This is a genomic window from Actinomycetota bacterium (genome assembly GCA_019347575.1).
GTDB lineage: Bacteria > Actinomycetota > Nitriliruptoria > Nitriliruptorales > Nitriliruptoraceae > JAHWKY01.
This window is the reverse complement of sequence record JAHWKY010000001.1, coordinates 261,308-278,101: the sequence shown is the minus strand read 5'-3', so window position 1 is coordinate 278,101 and position 16,794 is coordinate 261,308. Positions and strand designations below refer to the sequence as shown.

16 protein-coding genes are annotated in these 16,794 nt (G+C 71.6%); 4 read left to right on the top strand and 12 right to left on the bottom strand.

The genetic code is table 11. The features are described 5' to 3' along the window. Nucleotide 1: 1 nt before the first annotated feature. Together KY469_01245 and KY469_01240 are read left to right on the top strand one after the other, a co-directional pair. On the top strand, nucleotides 2-781 hold the full coding sequence (locus tag KY469_01245; protein MBW3661696.1) for an SDR family oxidoreductase: 780 nt from the start codon (nucleotides 2-4) through the stop codon (nucleotides 779-781). Further along, a complete protein-coding gene (locus KY469_01240; GenBank protein ID MBW3661695.1) occupies nucleotides 781-1,662 on the top strand; it encodes a TIGR03619 family F420-dependent LLM class oxidoreductase in 882 nt (293 codons plus the stop codon). The genes KY469_01245 and KY469_01240 overlap by 1 nt, the downstream gene beginning before the upstream one ends. Nucleotides 1,663-1,713: 51 nt before the next feature. Here the strand turns inward: KY469_01240 and KY469_01235 are convergent, their stop codons facing one another. The 7 genes from KY469_01235 to KY469_01205 form a co-directional block, all read right to left on the bottom strand. After that, nucleotides 1,714-3,285 (bottom strand): AMP-binding protein, encoded by a 1,572-nt coding sequence (locus tag KY469_01235; GenBank protein MBW3661694.1) that lies wholly within the window; start codon nucleotides 3,283-3,285, stop codon nucleotides 1,714-1,716. Then, nucleotides 3,282-3,728 carry an SRPBCC family protein gene (locus KY469_01230; protein MBW3661693.1) on the bottom strand — a complete coding sequence of 149 codons (447 nt, stop codon included), beginning with the start codon at nucleotides 3,726-3,728 and terminating at the stop codon, nucleotides 3,282-3,284. Before KY469_01230 ends, KY469_01235 begins: the two co-directional genes overlap by 4 nt. Nucleotides 3,729-3,760: 32 nt before the next feature. Then, complete coding sequence (locus KY469_01225; GenBank protein ID MBW3661692.1) at nucleotides 3,761-4,669, bottom strand: TIGR03619 family F420-dependent LLM class oxidoreductase; 909 nt, start codon at nucleotides 4,667-4,669, stop codon at nucleotides 3,761-3,763. Between the two features lie 65 nt (nucleotides 4,670-4,734). Beyond that, nucleotides 4,735-5,979 carry an acyl-CoA/acyl-ACP dehydrogenase gene (locus tag KY469_01220; GenBank protein ID MBW3661691.1) on the bottom strand — a complete coding sequence of 415 codons (1,245 nt, stop codon included), beginning with the start codon at nucleotides 5,977-5,979 and terminating at the stop codon, nucleotides 4,735-4,737. An 8-nt stretch (nucleotides 5,980-5,987) separates the two neighbouring features. Next, nucleotides 5,988-7,073, bottom strand: a complete 1,086-nt coding sequence (locus KY469_01215) for a MaoC family dehydratase N-terminal domain-containing protein (GenBank protein MBW3661690.1) — start codon at nucleotides 7,071-7,073, stop codon at nucleotides 5,988-5,990. Further along, nucleotides 7,070-8,203 (bottom strand): CoA transferase, encoded by a 1,134-nt coding sequence (locus KY469_01210; protein ID MBW3661689.1) that lies wholly within the window; start codon nucleotides 8,201-8,203, stop codon nucleotides 7,070-7,072. Before KY469_01210 ends, KY469_01215 begins: the two co-directional genes overlap by 4 nt. A 56-nt stretch (nucleotides 8,204-8,259) precedes the next feature. Beyond that, the gene (locus KY469_01205) at nucleotides 8,260-9,450 is read right to left on the bottom strand and encodes an acyl-CoA dehydrogenase family protein (protein MBW3661688.1); all 1,191 of its coding nucleotides are present in this window, start codon (nucleotides 9,448-9,450) and stop codon (nucleotides 8,260-8,262) included. A gap of 222 nt (nucleotides 9,451-9,672) precedes the next feature. On the opposite strand from KY469_01205, the gene KY469_01200 reads away from it, so the two are divergent. Continuing rightward, nucleotides 9,673-11,070 carry an HNH endonuclease gene (locus KY469_01200; protein ID MBW3661687.1) on the top strand — a complete coding sequence of 466 codons (1,398 nt, stop codon included), beginning with the start codon at nucleotides 9,673-9,675 and terminating at the stop codon, nucleotides 11,068-11,070. A 208-nt stretch (nucleotides 11,071-11,278) separates the two neighbouring features. Then, nucleotides 11,279-11,878, top strand: a complete 600-nt coding sequence (locus KY469_01195) for a hypothetical protein (GenBank protein ID MBW3661686.1) — start codon at nucleotides 11,279-11,281, stop codon at nucleotides 11,876-11,878. A gap of 18 nt (nucleotides 11,879-11,896) precedes the next feature. Here the strand turns inward: KY469_01195 and KY469_01190 are convergent, their stop codons facing one another. The 5 genes from KY469_01190 to KY469_01170 are packed head-to-tail and all read right to left on the bottom strand — an operon-like array spanning nucleotide 11,897 to nucleotide 16,688. Next, the gene (locus KY469_01190; protein MBW3661685.1) at nucleotides 11,897-12,547 is read right to left on the bottom strand and encodes a hypothetical protein; all 651 of its coding nucleotides are present in this window, start codon (nucleotides 12,545-12,547) and stop codon (nucleotides 11,897-11,899) included. After that, nucleotides 12,547-13,080: a hypothetical protein gene (locus KY469_01185; protein MBW3661684.1), complete on the bottom strand. Its 534-nt coding sequence runs from the start codon at nucleotides 13,078-13,080 to the stop codon at nucleotides 12,547-12,549. Before KY469_01185 ends, KY469_01190 begins: the two co-directional genes overlap by 1 nt. 56 nt (nucleotides 13,081-13,136) lie before the next feature. Next, nucleotides 13,137-14,351, bottom strand: coding sequence for a M15 family metallopeptidase (locus tag KY469_01180; protein MBW3661683.1), 1,215 nt, complete (start codon nucleotides 14,349-14,351; stop codon nucleotides 13,137-13,139). After that, nucleotides 14,348-16,162 (bottom strand): zf-HC2 domain-containing protein, encoded by a 1,815-nt coding sequence (locus tag KY469_01175; protein MBW3661682.1) that lies wholly within the window; start codon nucleotides 16,160-16,162, stop codon nucleotides 14,348-14,350. Before KY469_01175 ends, KY469_01180 begins: the two co-directional genes overlap by 4 nt. After that, nucleotides 16,152-16,688, bottom strand: coding sequence for a sigma-70 family RNA polymerase sigma factor (locus KY469_01170; protein MBW3661681.1), 537 nt, complete (start codon nucleotides 16,686-16,688; stop codon nucleotides 16,152-16,154). The genes KY469_01175 and KY469_01170 overlap by 11 nt, the downstream gene beginning before the upstream one ends. Nucleotides 16,689-16,794: the final 106 nt, after the last annotated feature.

Below are 16,794 nucleotides of genomic sequence, written 5' to 3'. Positions count from 1 at the left end.
GGTGCTGCTCGAGGGGCGGGCGGCGATCGTCTCGGGGGTAGGTCCCGGCATGGGGCGCTCGATCGCGCTCGCCCTGGCGCGTGAGGGCGCGAACGTCGCCCTCGGGGCGCGGACCGCGTCGACCCTCGATGAGGTCGCTGCCGAGGTGGAGGCGCTGGGCCGCCGCGCCCTCGCCGTACCGACCGACATCACCGACGCCGGGGCGTGCGAGGCGTTGGCGGACGCCGCTGCGGAGGCGTTCGATGGCATCGACGTGCTGGTCAACAACGCGTTCGTGCAACCTCCGCTGGAGACCATCGAGGACAACGACATCTCGGTGTGGGAGGACGCCTTCCGCATCAACGTGTTCGGCACGCTCCAGGTGACCAAGGCGGTCCTACCTCACATGAAGGCGCGCGCTTCGGGCTCGATCGTGTTCATCAACTCGATGTCGATCCGCCGGATCCGCCGCAACTTCGGGGCGTACGCCGCGACGAAGTCGGCGCTGATGGCGACCGCCCAGACGCTCGCCAAGGAGCACGGTCGCGACGGCATCCGGGTCAACTCGATCGTCCCGGGCTACATCTGGGAGGACAAGCTGAAGTGGTGGTTCGGTCACCAAGCCGAGCAGCGGGGCGTCGACCCCCAGATCGTCTACGACGAGGTCGCCTCCGAGAACCCCCTCCACCACCTCCCGACGCCGGACGAGATCGCCGACGCGGTGCTGTTCTTCGCCTCCGACCTGTCCCGGGTCATCACCGGACAAGCCCTCGACGTCAACGCCGGCCACTGGTTCCACTGATGCGCTTCTGGATGGGCATCGCCTTCGCCGACAGCGACCATCTCGTGCCCTTGGGGCAAGCCGCCGAGCGCGCCGGGTTCCACGGTGTCGCGATCAGCGACCACATCTTCTACCCGCAGGAGTTCTCCGAGCCCTACCCCTACAGCGACGACGGCGCCCCGCCCTACCAGCCCGACACGGCGTGGCCCGATCCCTGGGTCACGATCAGCCACCTCGCGGCGGTCACGGAACGCTTGCGCTTCAGCACCAACGTCTACGTCCCGGTCGCGCGCGATTTGTTCACCGTTGCCAAGGCCGTGAGCACGGCTGCCGTGCTGTCGGGAGGGCGGGTCGAGTTCGGCGTCGGTCCCGGGTGGTGTCGCGACGAGTTCGACCAGATGGGCCAGGACTTCGCGACCCGGGGGCGACGACTGAACGAGATGCTCGAGGTGCTGCCTCAGCTGTGGACGGGCGAGTGGGTCGAGCACCACGGCGAGTTCTTCGACTTCGACCCGCTGCGCATCGCCCCGACCCCGCCCGACCCGATCCGCATCATCGTCGGCGGACATAGCACGGCGGCCTACCGCCGCGCCGCCCGGTACGGGGACGGCTGGCTCGGCGTCCTCTACACGCCGGAGGAGGCGGAGCGTCGGGTCGGTGAAGTCCACGAGGCGCTCGAGGCGGCGGGGCGCGACCCCGACGGTTTCGACCTCACGCTGTCGCTGCTCGCCCGCGACGACCTCGACCTGTACCGCCACGTCGGGTCGCTCGGCGTCACCGGCATCCTCCACGCCCCGTGGATGCTGGCCACCGATCCGGACGGCAACCACAGCACCGCGCTCCCCGACCGCCTCGCCGCCATCGAACGCTTCGGGGCGGAGGTCATCGCCCCGCTGACCTGACGAGTGGGAGCCGCAACCCGCGCACAGCGCAGCGAACCGCTCCCACTCCGGCTACTCGGGCGCGTACGGGGTGTAGGTCGGGGCGCCCCGCTCGCGCATCCACACCGGATCGCGGACGTCGAGGCCCTGCTCGGCGAGGCCGCGGGTGACGGTCTTGTTGGTGGCGGTGTGGGGCATGCGCGACAGGATGCGGATGTAGGTCGGACGTGCCTTCCGGCCGAGGTCGCGGCGGCTGTCGACCCAGTAAGCGAAGTGGTCGGGGTCGAAGGACGTGCCCTCGCGGAGCACGATCGCGGCGACCACCGCGTCGCCCACGTCGTCGGGCACGCCGTAGACGGCGACGTCGACGATGTCGGGGTGCTCGCCGAGCGCTTGCTCGATCGGGGCGACCGCGAGGTTCTCGCCGTCGACGCGGAGCCACGTGCCGAGCCGCCCCGCGAAGTACAGGTGCCCGTCCGCATCGCGGTACCCGAGGTCGCCGCTGTGGAACCTGCCGTCGTGCACACGCTCCGCGTCGGCTTCCTCGTTGCGCCAGTAGCCCTCGAACCGGCCGACGGAGTCGACCCGGACCAGCTCACCGATCGCCTCCTGCGGGTTGCGTAGGAGCCCCTGGCCATCGAGGTCCGCGACGGCGCACTCCTCCCCCGTGTCCGGGTCGAGGACGCGGACGTCACCGACCGGCTGTCCCAGCGAACCTGGCGGCGTCTCCTCCGTGCGGAACACCGCGATGCCACCCTCGCTCGAGCCGTACGCATCGGTGACCCGGCAGCCGAAGCGCTGCGCGAAGCGCACGACATCACGGGGCGAGGCCTCGTTGCCGAACACGCGGCGCAGGGGGTTGACGTCGTCGCCGGGGCGCTCCGGTTCGGCCAGCACGTAGCTCAGGGGCTTGCCGACGTAGTTGGCGTAGGTCGCCCCGAACCGCCGCACGTCGGCCATGAACCCCGACGCGGAGAAGCGTCGCCGCAGCGCCAGCGTCGCCCCGACCGCCAGCGAGGGTCCCCACGCGGTAAGCAGCGCGTTGGAGTGGAACAACGGCATCGCGCAGTAGGTGACGTCGTCGGGTCCGAGCTCGACCATCTTCGCCGCCGCGATGGAGCTCGCGACCACCTTGTCGTGGCTGTTGCGGACCGCCTTCGGGTCGGACGTCGTTCCCGACGTGAAGATCAGGACGAAAAGGTCCTCCGGCGACGGCCCGACGGTCGGGATCGGCGCCGGCGCGTGGGTCTGGACCACCTGGAGGTACCCGCGCGACTCCACGTCCCACAGCGGGACGTCGACACCCTCGACCAGCGCGAGGTAGCCCGCATCGGTGATCACGAACTGGCAGTCGGTGTGGGCGACGTCGCGCTCGAGATCGGCGGGCGAGCGCGTCGGGTTCAGGCCGACGACCACCGCCCCGGCCATCGCTGCGGCACCGAGCAGCAGCGGGTACTCGGGCGCGTTGTCGAGGAGGAGACCGATGTGGAACGGTCCGTCGTGCCGCTCGGCCTGGAGGAAGGCCGCCCGTGCGGCGCTGAGCCGGACGTGCTCCTGCCACGACCACGAGCGGTCCTCGAACCGCAGCGCGGGGCGCGGATCGTCGGCGAGCCGGCGGTACAGATCGGCGACCGTGAGGTTCACCGGCTGCGATCCCGCTCGAGGTGATCGCGCAAGCGTGAGAGGATGCGACGGTTCTCGGCACGGATCTCGCCGCGCAGCCGCCAGAGGTCGTACCGGGCACGGCCGCGGGCACGGAAGTGGTAGTGGCGTTGGACCCGGGTCCCGCCGGGTAGCTGCTCCAAGCGGTAACACGTCGTGATGGTGGCATCCCCTCTTCCCCCGAGCGCCTCTCGGAACGCCAGCCGGACCGGTGGCTCGAACCGCGTCACCTCGCCCTCGGCGAAGCGTTGCTGGAACACGTCGCGGTAGCGCGTCCCCGCGCCGACCGGCGCGTCCCCATCCACGTCGACGGTCCGGAACGAAGCTGACGCGCCGAGCCAGTCGCCGTAGCCGCGCAGATCCGACAGCAGTTCGAACACCGCAGCCCGGTCGGCGGCAACGTCGACCTCCATCCGCAACCTCACCGCGTCTCCGAGCGAGCCATCCCAGGCAGGCGTCAGTCTGTCAGGAGAGGCAGGACCTCCGCACCGAACCGGCGCAGCTGATCGTCGAGTTCGTCGGCCGACCGTGAGCGGAACGTCGCCTGCACGTGCGAGACGCCGAGATCACGCAGCGGCCGCAGGTGCTCCGCGAGCTGCTCCGGCGCCCCGCTGGTGCACCAGCGCCCGACCTCCCAGTCGGGCTCGCCGACGTACAGAAGCTCGTTGGCGCCCACCGCGATGTCGGCGGGATCGCGCCCCGCTGCCTCCGCCGCCTCGCGCAGCACCGCGATCTGCTCCCCGAGGAGGGGGCGGGGTGTGCCCTGAGGCAGCCAGCCGTCGCCCCGCTCGCCCACCCGCCGAAGCGCGCGCCGAGAGGAGCCGCCAACCCAGATCGGGGGCCCGCCGTCCTGGACGGGGCGGGGCGCGACGCCGACGTCGGCGACGTCGAGGCGGTCGCCGTGATGCTCGGGCCACTCGTCGACGAACGCGGCGCGGATGACGTCGATGGCCTCGTCGAGCACTGCGCCCCGACCGTCGAAGTCCGCCCCGAGTACCTCGAACTCGACCTCGACGTGGCCCGCCCCGACACCGAGCAGCGCGCGGCCGCCCGACAGCACGTCGAGGGTGGCGAACGCCTTGGCGACCAGCAGCGGGTGGCGCAGCGGCGGCACGAGCACGTGCGACAGCAGCGCAACCCGCTCGGTCACGGCTGCGAGCCAACCGAGCGTGGCGACGGTGTCGAACCACACCGTGCCCATCTTGTCGGCGCGGTCGCGTGGGATGGCGACGTGGTCGCACACGCCGATGTAGAGCAGGCCTGCCTCGTCGGCAGCGCGGGCGACCTGCGCGAGCTCGGCTGCTCCCGCGTCGAGCTCCCAGTCCTCGACGTACAGCCGGCTCTGGGATTGCACCGGGAGCTGGATCCCCACGGACAGCCGGTCCGTTGGCGGGGCGATGCGCGCGGTCGCACCCGCCCCTCTCGCGGCACTCACAGCAGGTCCGTATCGCTGTGCTCAAGCAGCCCGGAGGGCGGTAGCACGGACCCAATCGCTGGGTCCTTGCCTGCCCCGAAGCCGCCGAACGCGGAGGTGATGCCGACGAACGGGGTGCCATCGAGCTCGGGGGCGGCGACCGCCTCGAGCATGCGCCCCGGACCGCCCCAGCTCAGCTCGAGCTGCTTGGCGCGTCGGGTGTAGAGCTGCACGTCGATGGCACGGGTGAAGCCGATGCCGCCGTAGACCTGCTGGGCCTGCTTGGTGACGCGCTTGTAGACGTCGCACGCCTCGTACTTGGCAAGGTGGATCAGCGGGGCGACGTCCTCCCCCTGGTCGCGCCGCCACGCGGCCTGCCACACGAGCACCTCGGCTCCGACCAGTTCGGTGGCGAGGTCGGCGATGGGGTGGGCGAGGCCCTGGAACGATCCGATCGGCTTGTCGAACTGGACCCGTTCCTTGGCGTAGGCCACCTGCATGTCGAGTGCCTTGCGCGCCCCGCCGATGGCGTAGGCGGCCGCCGCGATGCGCCCGTCGAGCAAGGCGGCCTCCAACGCCGCCCACCCGGCACCGGGGTCACCGAGGAGGTCCGTCGCGGCGACCTCGACGTCGTCGAGGTCGAGCTGGAACTCCGCCTCCGACGACAGCACCGTGGTGTGTGTCAGGGTCACGCCGGGACCGGACGGGTCGAGCAGGAACGCCCCGATGTCGGTCGGGGCGTCGCCGGTACGCGCGAGCACGATGATGCGGTCCGCGCTCGACGCGAACGGGAGGCGGATCTTCGTCCCCGACAGCCGGAACGCGTCGCCGTCCGCCTTGCCGGTCAGCGCGACTCCCTCCGGCCCGTCGGAGCGCTGCGGCTCGTGCCAGGCCACCGTGAGGATGGCGCCGCCGGTCGCGATCCGGGGCAACCACGCGCCCCGCTGCTCGTCCGACCCCGCGGCGAGCAGCATCTCCGCGGCGATGACGTTGCTCACGAGGTGCGGGGCGCTGACCAGCGCGCGGCCGAGTTCCTCGTGGAGGACGACGAGCTCGAGCGCGCCCATCCCCGAGCCGCCGTACTCCTCGGGCAGGCACAGGCCCAACAGGTCCATCTGGGCGAGCCCGTCCCAGACGGGGCGGGCGAACCCGGTGGGGTCGTCCTCGAGCTTGCGGACCACCTCCGGCCCGTGCCGCTCCTCGAGGAAGCCGCGCACCGCCTCGCGCAGCGCCTGCTGCTCGTCGGTCCACGTGAGGTCCATGGTTCCTCCTAGTCCTCCAGATCACCGGCGGCGGCTGGCTGCCACCGGTCGCCGCTGCGCGCCCACGGGTTGTCCTCGGCGTCCGTCGGCAGCGCGACGCGTACGGCCGCCTCGGTCATGATCCGGTCCTCCACGCTGATCGTGACGCGCAGGTCGGTCCAGCTGCAGCCGATGTCATCGGTGTGCCGGCCCGTGACCGCCCCGTCGAACACCATCCGGTGCCCTGGCTGGATGCTGGCCTTCATGCGGAAGCGCATCTTCCCCAGGCGCCCGCCCGGCCCGGTCCAGTCGGTGACGTAGCGCTCGATCCACCCCGCCTGGTTGGGGGTGTTGAGGAAGATGTCGGTCCCCTGCTTGGCCATGGCCCAGGCGTGGTCGTGGTGCTGGGGCTGCCAGTCGCGGCTCGCCGACGCCCCCATCACCACCGTGCGGGCGGTCACGTCGACCGCCAGCTCCGGCAGCGACGGCCCGGCCGCCCCGCCGGCGTTGACCTCCTGCGAACTTGAATGGTTGGGGGCACCTGACTGCCCCCGAGTATCCGAGTTCGTGGCGGACCCCTGCGAAGCGGGACCTCGCCGGTAGCCGAACATGTTGTAGGTCTCGATGCCTGCGACCTCACCGCGCTGGTTGGTGTAGGTGACGTCGATACGCCAGTAGCGCCCCGTGCCGAGCCGGTTGGTCCGGGGCGCGCTGATCTGGCTGACGGTCTGGCGCGTGGAGATGAGGTCACCGGGGCGGACCGGCTCGTGGAACTCGATCTCGTTGTAGGTGACCACCCCCTCGGGGAGGTCGAGCGCGTCCTTCAGCCGGAAGTGCACCTCCAGTGGCCGGATCGGCTCGTCGCCGTCCGGCACGTCAGGACGGAACATCAGCGGCCGCATCCACACCGACAGCATCGACGGCGGGGCGATCCAGCCGCTCGTGAGCTGCTCCGCCACCGTCTCGTCCCACCACAGCGGGTTGGCATCCTCGACCGACTCGGCCCAGTGGAGGATGTAGCCGCGCTCGCAGACGATGTTGCCGGGGCCCGCGTCGAGCGTGTAGCCGACCCACTCCGCGACCTCCGCGTCGAGCCCAGCCGCCTCGGCACTCACGCCACCACCCCCTGCTCGAACAGCGTGTCGAGGTCATCGACGCCGGCCTCCGCGAGCACCTCGCGGGTCTGCGTCCCGACCCGCGTGGGCATCGGTTCCGTTGACCGCACCGCCCCGGCGATGACCGCCGCGACCTGCCTCACGGTGCCGTGCTCGGGGTGGATCGCCGCCCCGAACGCCCCGCGCGCCGCGAGGTGGGGATCGTCCGGCACCTCGCTGACGGCGAGCACCGGCGCGACGCAGGTGTCGTGCGGGGCGAGCTGCGCCACCCACTCGCCGCGGTCCTTCGTGGCGAAGCGCTCGGACAGCGCCGCGCGCAGCTCATCCTGTCGTTCCTCGTCGTACTGCGCGGCGGCGAGTTCCTCGGGCAGCTCGAGCAGGCGGACGAGGTTGGCGAAGAAGCGCGCCTCGATGGCCCCGACGGCGACGAAGCGATCGTCGGCGCAGCGGTACACGTCGTAACAGGCGTAGCGCCCCAACAGCACGTTGCTGCCAGGGCCGGGCTCGGCGCCGGCGGCGAGCGCCTCGTCTACGTGCAGGCTCATCAGCGACAGCACACCCTCGGTCGCGGAGACGTCGAGGTACGCGCCCTCGCCGGTGCGCTCCCGACGCAGCAGCGCCGCGAGGATGGACATCGCCGCGTGCATGCCGCCTCCGGCGGAGTCGGCGACGGTCGCGCCCGGGATGGTCGGCGCCCCGTCGGCGCGCCGACCCTGCGCCCCGAGGAAGCCCGCGACCGCGAGGTAGTTGAGGTCGTGACCGGCCCAGTCCGCGTAGGGACCGTCCTGGCCGTACCCGGTCGGCGCCGCGTACACGATGGCCGGGTTCGCAGAACGGCAGGCGTCGTATCCGACGCCGAGACGGTCGGCGACGCCGGGGCGGTAGCTGTCGAGCACGACATCCGCCGTCGCGACCAGCGCGAGGAACGCCCCGACGCCGCGCTCGTCCTGCAGGTCGATGCGGACCTGGCGCGTGCCGCGCCCCGCCCCGTAGGCGTGCCACACCGGCTCGATGCCTCCCGACAGGCGCCCGACCTTGATGACGTCCGCCCCGAGGTCGGCCAGCCACGCCGAGCAGCGCGATCCCGGCCCGACCGTGGAGGTGTCGAGCACGCGCACGCCGACGAGCATCGGGGCGTCCGCCTCGGGCGCGTCCGTCGGAGCTGGTGCCACGTCGGCCACCGCGGTCAGCGCTGGACCGGCAGGCCGAGACCACGGCGCGCGATGATGTCGCGCTGCACCTCCGACGTGCCCGCCCCGATGGTGTCGACGATCGAGTAGCGGTAGGTCATCTCGAAGATGCCGTCGAGCGGGGCGTTGGGTTGGTCGCGCTTCAGGACGCCGGCTGCACCCGCCAACTCGAGGAAGGCGTCGGCGAGCTGCTGGCCCAGGCGCGTGGTCCACAGCTTGAACATCGCCGCTTCGATGTTGGGTACCTCACCGGCAGCGGCCTTGCTGATGACCTTGAGCGTCAGCATCTTGGCGAGCTCGAACCTCACCGCGAAGGTGGCCAGGGTGCGACGGATCTCGGGGTCGTCGCGCAGCGGCTCGCCATCGCGCTCCGCGGTGCGGACCCAGTCGCGGAAGCGCTCGTACTTCTTGAGGTAGGCGCTGACGGTGTAGAGCGTGAAGCGCTCGAAGTCGAGCGCCTCGGATACGTAGTAGAAGCCGCGGCCGACCTCGCCGACGACGTAGCGGTCGGGGACGAACACGTCGTCGAGGAAGACCTCGTTCACGCGCTCGTCGCCGATGGTGGGCATGTCGGTGATCTGGATGCCCTCGGCGTCCATCGGCAGCAGGAACAGCGTGACGCCCTCGTGCTTGCGCGGGGCGTCAGGGTCGGTGCGCGCGGCGAGCCAGTACCAGTCGGCGAAGTGGGCCGAGGTCGTGAAGCGCTTCTGGCCGTTGATGACCCACCCGCCCCGCTCGTCGTCGCGGGTGGCGCGGCAACTGAGGCTCGCGAGGTCGGAGCCCGCGTCGGGCTCGGTGTAACCGATCGCGAACTCGACCTCGCCGCGGCGGATGCGCGGCAGGAACTCGTCCTTGAGCTCGTCGCTACCGTGGCGGATGAGTGTCTTGCCGACGATGCCGACGTCCTTGCCGATGTAGGGCGCCCCGACCGCGGCAAGCTCCTCGTTCAGCAGGTACTCGTGCAACCCCGCGGAGGCGCCCCGACCTCCGTACTCCGCGGGCCAGGAGAGGCCGAGCCAGCCCATGTCGGCCATCGCGTGCATGAACTCGCGCCGCTTCGGCGTGTCGACGAGCTGCGCCATCCCCTCGCGGCGCGGATCCATCACGTCAGGGTCGTAGTGGTCGCGGATGAACGCACGCACCTCGTCCTGGAAGGCGCGCTCCTCGGCGGTGAACTCGAAGTCCAAAGCTCGCCTCCTGACCCGTGCTGGTCCTCGTCCGCAGAATCTGACGGTGTGTCAGGAACGTAGCTGACGGGGCGTCAGGTCCACAACGGTCGTAGATGCGTGGCTGGTCGCCGGAGCCGTGCGGGGCGTCATCGAAGGTTGTTGCTCGATGTGCGCGCTGAACACACGTTAGGACGATGTGTTCGAGTCCAGATGTCACACCCCCTCTCTAGCTTGGGCGTCGTGATCGAGACGCGTCGCTCCTCCAACCGCCGGGCCGAAGCCCGCAGCGGCGGCGCGCGTGCGGAGGTCGGGGCGTCGGTGGCGGGTGAGGTGCGGGGCGGCTACGACCCCGGCGAGGACATGCCGACGGTGCGCGATGTGGGTGAGGCGCTAGGTCTGATCACCCAGGGCCTGGACGCCCTGGCGGCGCTGGATCTGCGCGACGAGATCGACCGGGACGTCGCCGATGCCGCCGTCGCGGCGCAGCGCGAGGTCAACCGCCTCCAGGCGCAGCAGACCCGACTCCTCGAGCGTGTCCGGGCCAGCGGCGTTCACCGCCTCGACGGGGCCGTCTCGATCGCATCGTGGTACGCGGCCCAGACCGGCCTGGACGGGTCTGCCACGACCCGGATCGCCCGGCGTGCCCACCGACTGGACTTCTTTCCCGAACTGCGGGATGCCTACCAGGCCGGAGACATCTCCTCCGAGCACGTCGACCCGGTCGTGCGCGCCACCACCGCACGCCGGTTGCGGGCGCTGCAAGCCGCCGAACCTGCCCTGGCAACCCTCGCCCGCCACGGCAGCCCCACCGACGTGCGCCGCGCCGTCAAGCTCATCCGCGACCACACCGATCCTGACGGTACCGATGCCGAAACGCTGGGGCCGGGGCTGGACGAGCGCCGCGAGCTGACCGTGCACCCCTCCATCGACGGCCTCGGAGACCTGCGCGGCACGCTCGTACCGGACGTGCACGAGCTGTTGGCGCAGCTGCTGGAGACCCTGGCCACCCCCGACGGCAACGACGTACCCAAGGAGCAGCGCCGCACCGCCGCCCAGATCCGCCACGACGCCTTCGCCGAGATGCTCAAGCGAGCGGCGGCCGCGACGTCCGAGACCAAGAACGGGGCCCGTCCCCACGTCAACCTGATGATCGACCTGTGGACCCTGCTCGGCAAGGACGCCGCCGCGACGTTCGAATCGCGTCTGCGCCGTACCGGCACCATCGACGATGACACCGCCCGCAACCTGCTCACCCGCTGGGGGCTGCACGAGGACGGCTTCCTCACCAACGTCATCCTCACCGCCGGCCCCTACCGCCCGGTCGCGTTCGGACGCTCCCTACGCACGCTCCCCGACTGGCTCCGTCCGCTGCTGGAGCACCTCCACCACCGCTGTCGCTACCCCTACTGCGACCGCCCCGTCGCCTGGACCGAAGCCGACCACGTCATCCCCTGGGCCGACAACGGCGATACGGAGTGGGACAGCACCCTGCCCGCCTGCAAAGGCGACGACAGCCACCACGCCATGCACACCACCGGCGGCTGGAGCGCCGCCTACGACCCCCACACCGGCATCGCGACGTTGACCTCGCCCACCGGCCACCAGATCCGCACTCACCCACCCCCACGACGATGTTGAACCGACCCGACCACGCGTCGACGACGCGGGCGTGTGAAGCCGGACCTCTCAAGTTCGTGGCCCATGGGACCGACTGACCCCGGAGACACCCGGGGGACTCGTCCTGCGAACACTCCACACCGCACTGGCCACGACCGTCGTCGCGGTCGTACTCGCGTGCGCCGGGGCTGCGGCGAGCGCCGAGGCGCCGATCGAGGCCCTGCTCATCGTGCCCGACGGGGCGGAGCTCGTGACCGGCCCGGACGGACCGGTGCATCCCGACTACGGCAGCTTCCTAGATGCACATCAGGGCCTGGACATCCACCGCGAGATCGGCGCACTCGGGATCATCCGGCGTGGCGACCAGCGTCTGCTCGTGAACGCTGTGCGTCTTCGCGATCGCGACGAGGCAGCGCGCGCCCTGGCTGCGATGGACCCCTCTTCCCTACCCGAGTGGACACCGGTCCCTGAGGTGGCTCCTCACACGGTCGCGCACCTGGCCACGGTCGGGACGGAGGGCAACGGGTTCACGCTGCTCGAGGTCGCACGCGCGACCGGCCGCGACCTCATCGTCTACGCCCAACTCGACCACCAGCCGACCGTCAGCGACCTCACACGAGAGGCGCTCGCTGCACACATCAAGATCTTCCCCGACGTGACGCCACCGGCCGGGACGCCGCAAGGAGGCGCGCCGTGGCTCGTCGTCGCCGGCGGGGCTGCCGGGCTCGTCGCTGTGACGCTGCTCGTCGTGGGCCGACTCCGCCGCCCGAGAGCACAGGCAGCCCCGCCGACCCCGATCGACCCCGGGCGTATCCGCGTCAACTGGTAGCCGCGCGCTGGTGCAGGATCAGCCCCGTCGCCTGCGGGGCAGGATCGACGCCAGCGCGACACTGCCCACGATCCCGCCACCGATCGGCAGCCACCCCGGCCCACCCGAACCAGTGACCGGCGGCACATCCGTGTCGAGAACCGCGACCTGCTCACTCAGCTCGTCCGTGAGGGTCGCGCTCTGGACGTCCGCGGCGATATGCAGGCCCAACGTGGGTGCGACGTCCGCGAGCGGGTTCACGCATCCAGCGTCGCAGAACATCAGCGCCCACTCTCCGGTCTCGACCTCCGGGACGGTGAACGACGCCTCGGCCACGAGGAGGTTGGCGTCGCCGTCCTTCAGATCGACCGCCCCGACCTCCAGGGCCACCTCGGGCGGCGACCACCAAGCCCCCGGCTCCGGCACCATCATCGCCTCCTCGAGGGCGGCGACATCGATGCCACGCAGGAGGTAGGCCGCGTAACCCTGGTGCACGCGGGCCGCGTCGGCCTCGGCGACCGTGGGGAACATGACCGTCGCGCGGGCCGTGACCTCCTCGCCGATCGCGAGGTAGGTGTCGTCGAGCTGGATCCAGCTCCACCAGCCGCCGGCGGCGGCGGGCCCGACCCACAGCGTGAGGCTCGCCGCAGCGGACGCGAGCGCGACCGACAGGGCCCGTCGGGAGACCATCAGACGAGCTGGGGTTCGCGCTCGTCGGCCGCCGTCCGTCCACGGTTGCGGAGCGACCTCACCGCCAGCACCAGGCTGAGGAGCGCGAACCCGATCGTCGAGGCCGGCCACCAACCGGCGGCGTTCGAGCGTTCATCCGCTACCGCGGACGCGAGCGCCCCGCCGTCGACGAGCACCGCCCCGGCCATCCCGTGACCTTCGGGCGTACCGTGAAGCGTGCAGTAGACCGTCGCGACGCCGGACTCATCGAAGCTCACCTCCCAGCTCTCGCCCGGCTGCAGCACACCGCTGTCGAAGCTGCCGTCAGCGGCGGTGAAGGTGTGGGGCGCCTGTCCCTGGTTGATGACGGTCACGCTCATCCCCGGTGCGACGGTGTGCGCCGTCCCCTGGAAGCAGTGATCGAACATCTCGATGGTGGACGCCTCTGAGTAGCCATCACAGATCGCGCCACCTCCACCCCCGGCTCCCGCGGGTGCAGCGGACCACAGCGTGGCGATGGCGATGAGCGTGCTGATGACGAGGACGCGGCGCATGGTTCCCTCCCGATGATGGCGCTCATCTCGTGCGACGAACGACGACGCGCGAACGTTCAGTCAGCAGCTCGCGCCTTGACCATGACCAGGTCGGGCGGACCGCGGTACTCGAAGTGCGCCGGGTCGGGGACCAGCCAGAAGCCGCCCCAGGTGAAGCCCCAGCGCTCCAACGTCTCGACCAGCCGCGGATCCTGGACCGAGGCGATCCCGGTCGGGTTGGCGTCGTAGTTGAGGTCGAACGCCACACCCCACGCGTGGTGCGAGACGCTGCCACCTGGGGTGGTGAGCCGCGGGTTGTGGCACCCCGCGAAGGCGGTGGGGTCCACGAGGTGTGCGAGCCCGCGCGCGACGAGGTCCTCCAGCGCCCCGCGCAGCGCGTCCACGATGCCGCGGTGGCACCGCACCACGCCGAGCAGCGGCACCTCCTCGCTCACGATGTTCGCCGCCTCGAACGCCGGGTCCGGCTCGAACTCGCGCTCATCCCCCGGTGGTGGACGGAACGAGAACTCCCCGAAGCGCTCCTTGACGAGCACCTGAGGGAGCACGGCGTCCCCATGGCGCAGGAACGGGGTCTCCCCCGGTGCCCGGACGCGCAACGTGAGGTCGGGTGCGGCGCCGCGGATCGCGCTCTCGACGGCGGCGCGCTCACCCTTGTACGTGAGCAGCACGAACCGGTCGGTCACGATCCCGACATCGCTCGCGGTCGCACGCGCGACCACGACCTCAGCACCGGCGACGTCCTGGTCGTCGACCACGGCGCCGATCCGCAACTCGACCCCCGAGGACGTCACGAGGATCCCTCCAGCTCCGGTACCCCGCAGACGCGCCGAGGTCTCGCCGAGCACGGCTTCGCCCCCTCGCAGTCCGGCGAACGTCGCGGCGCTGGTGGGAGGCAGCAGCGCGGCGTACCCGACGGGATCGACGGCCAGCGCGTCGAGCGGCACGACCGAGCCATCCGCCCACGACCCCACGACCGCACCGTCGGAGTTGCGTGACTCGACGAGGTCGACGCGATCGCCCGCGACGACGGTCGTCGAGGTGATACCGGGCAGCGCAGCCAGCGTGTCCGCGAGGTCGGTCGGGACACCCCCCGACCCCCAGACGAGCAGGATGCGCTCGGCCGGAGCGGGGAGCGGGGCGGCCGCGACCACCGGCACCTCGGACGCAGCGGGCTCCTCGGGCACGGCCGGCGCCTGCACGGCGACGACGGTGAGCGCCCCGAGGACGACCCCCGCCAGGGCGACGGCGACCAGCTGCGCGATGCGCCTCACGCAGCGGCCTCCAGGCTGTCGGCCACGGCCAGCAGCTCGGTGAGGTTCAGCGTGCGGCTCCTCAGGGCCACGAGGGTGTCGCCCTCCACCCACTCGAGCTCACCGCGGCCGGGGGTGTAGCGCCCCGCCGTGCCGCGCACCTCGACCCCGAGCACATCCGCTGCGAGCGGGGGCCCGAGCTGGATCCCCGACCGCTGCACGATCACCAGCGCGCGGTCGCCGGCTCCGGCGTAGCCGAGCACGACAGCACCGTCGCCCACCTGCACACCCGGTGGGCCGAACCCGGCCAGCTCGGTCGGGACCAGCAGTCCCGGTCGCGCATCGATCGCCTCCGTCAGCATGCTGGCGGCAGCCTCGGCCCAGCCGCTGGGGACCGCGCGCCCCGTCACCTCGAGCGAGTCGGCGACCCGCAGGAGCTCGACCGGTGCGATGCTGCCCGTGACCACGACGTCGACGTCGTCGCCGTGGAGCGCGACCGTGCGACCCCCCTCCGCGACGTACACGACTCCGTCCTCCAGATCCACGCGACGGACCACCCCACCGAGGTCGCCGAAGAGCCGCGGCTGGTCCCAGCTCACGGTGGCGCGGACCTTCACCCAGGCACGACCATCGGTCCAGCTCGCGACCCGGATGTCGGTTCCCTTGGTGGGCAGGACCGCGCCGGTCAGGTGGGGCGCGAAGCCGTCCGGCAGCCACGTCGGCTCCGGGACCTCGACCGGACCCGGTGTGAACGCTCCGGCTACCGACGTCGCCTCCGTCGGCACGGGCGGAGCGGCGATCTCGACGTCCTCGTTGATCGCGATGGCACGGAAGCGCACCGCGAGGATCACGTCACCTGCCGCGTCGGCGTACCCGTGAGCCGCCGCCCAGCGCTCACGTTCGTCACCAGACCCGGCCGTGACGACGACGTCGAGCGGCACCATCCAGCGCTCGTCGAGCCACACCTCGGCACGGTCGGAGGGATGGAAGGCGCGCCAGTTCCCAGCACTCGTCAGCGTGTCCAGCACCGGCGCGACCTGCGCCGCCGGAACGGCCACGCCGACCGTGTCACGGGAGCCGATACGCCGGGTGCCCAGATCCTCCACGGGTCCGTCGGGCGCGAAGCTGGTGACCGGCACGACCAGGTCGAGCGCCGACGGAACCGGTGCCGCGAACGGCTCGCGCCGCTCCCACGCGACCGTCCTCGGCCCCAGGCTGCATCCCGGCTGCGCCGAGGACGGACACCGAGGGGTCCCGCGTTGCCACGCGCGGTCGTCATCCACGACGAGGGCCGTGTCGTTGCTCCGCCACTGCTTCGATGGGTACTCCGTGCGGTCCTCGAGCACGAGCACGAGCGTCTCGGGCGCGCGGTAGACCAGCGAGCCCTCGGCGCGCCGCACGGGAACCTCGGGGTGCCAGCCGTGCTCGACGATCTCGACCTCAGCGGTCAACGACTCCACCCCAGCCTGTGCGGCGAGGACGCGGCGGCCGATGCCCTCGGCGACCGCGGGGTTCGGGGCGAACAGACCCGCCGACAGCGCCCCGACCGCGAACGCGACGACGAACGTCGCGGCCACCAGGAACAACGCGGGGCGGCGCGACCGGACGCGGGCTCGCTGACGGCGCTCGAGCTCGCGACGCACGCTCGACGCGATGTCGCCGACCTCGGCGACCGCCTGGACCCTCAGCGAGTGGCGGATGAGGTCCGTCCCGTGGAGGAAGGCCCGGCAGTCGCCGCAGGTGGCGACGTGCGCGTCGAGAGCGGCCGTGCCCGAGGTCAGCTCGCCGTCGGCGCGCTCGGACAGCAGCTCCTGCGCGAGGTCACACCTCACCGGTGCCCTCCTCGTCGCCGTCGGCGAACCAGGACGTCACCTGGCGCCGGGCGTGGAACACGCGGCTCTTGACCGTCCCCTCCCGGATGCCGAGGAGCTCGCCTGCTTCGCGGTAGGTGAACCCCGCAACCTCGATGAGCAGCAGCGCCTCGCGCAGCTTGGGTGACAGGTCGGCGAGCGCGTGCTCGAGCTCGGTGTGCAGGTCGGGTCCGGGACGGTCGAGTCGCGGTCGCACCGCCGCCGTGAGCGCATCCCGGCGACTCCGGCGCCGCAGCTCGTCGATGGCGAGGTTGCGTGCGACCTGGAACAGCCAGGTCGAGAAGCGCGACCGGAAGCGGTACGACGCGAGCTTGGTGTGCAGCCGTAGGAACGTCTCCTGAGCGAGGTCGTGCGCGAGATCGGGGTCGGTGACGAGGTAGCGCAGGAACCGCCACAGGGGGTCCTGGTACGCACGCACGATGGTCTCGTACGCGGCCAGGTCGCCCCCAGCCGCTGCTCGCACGAGATCCGCCGGTGGCTCGTACACCCCACGCCTTCGGCCGGTACCGACGCCGCATCGTCCTCCACCACGGTGTGCTCGTCCACCGCCGTCACCCGTTGCGACGACCGAGGACCCCCGAAGGTTCAGTGTG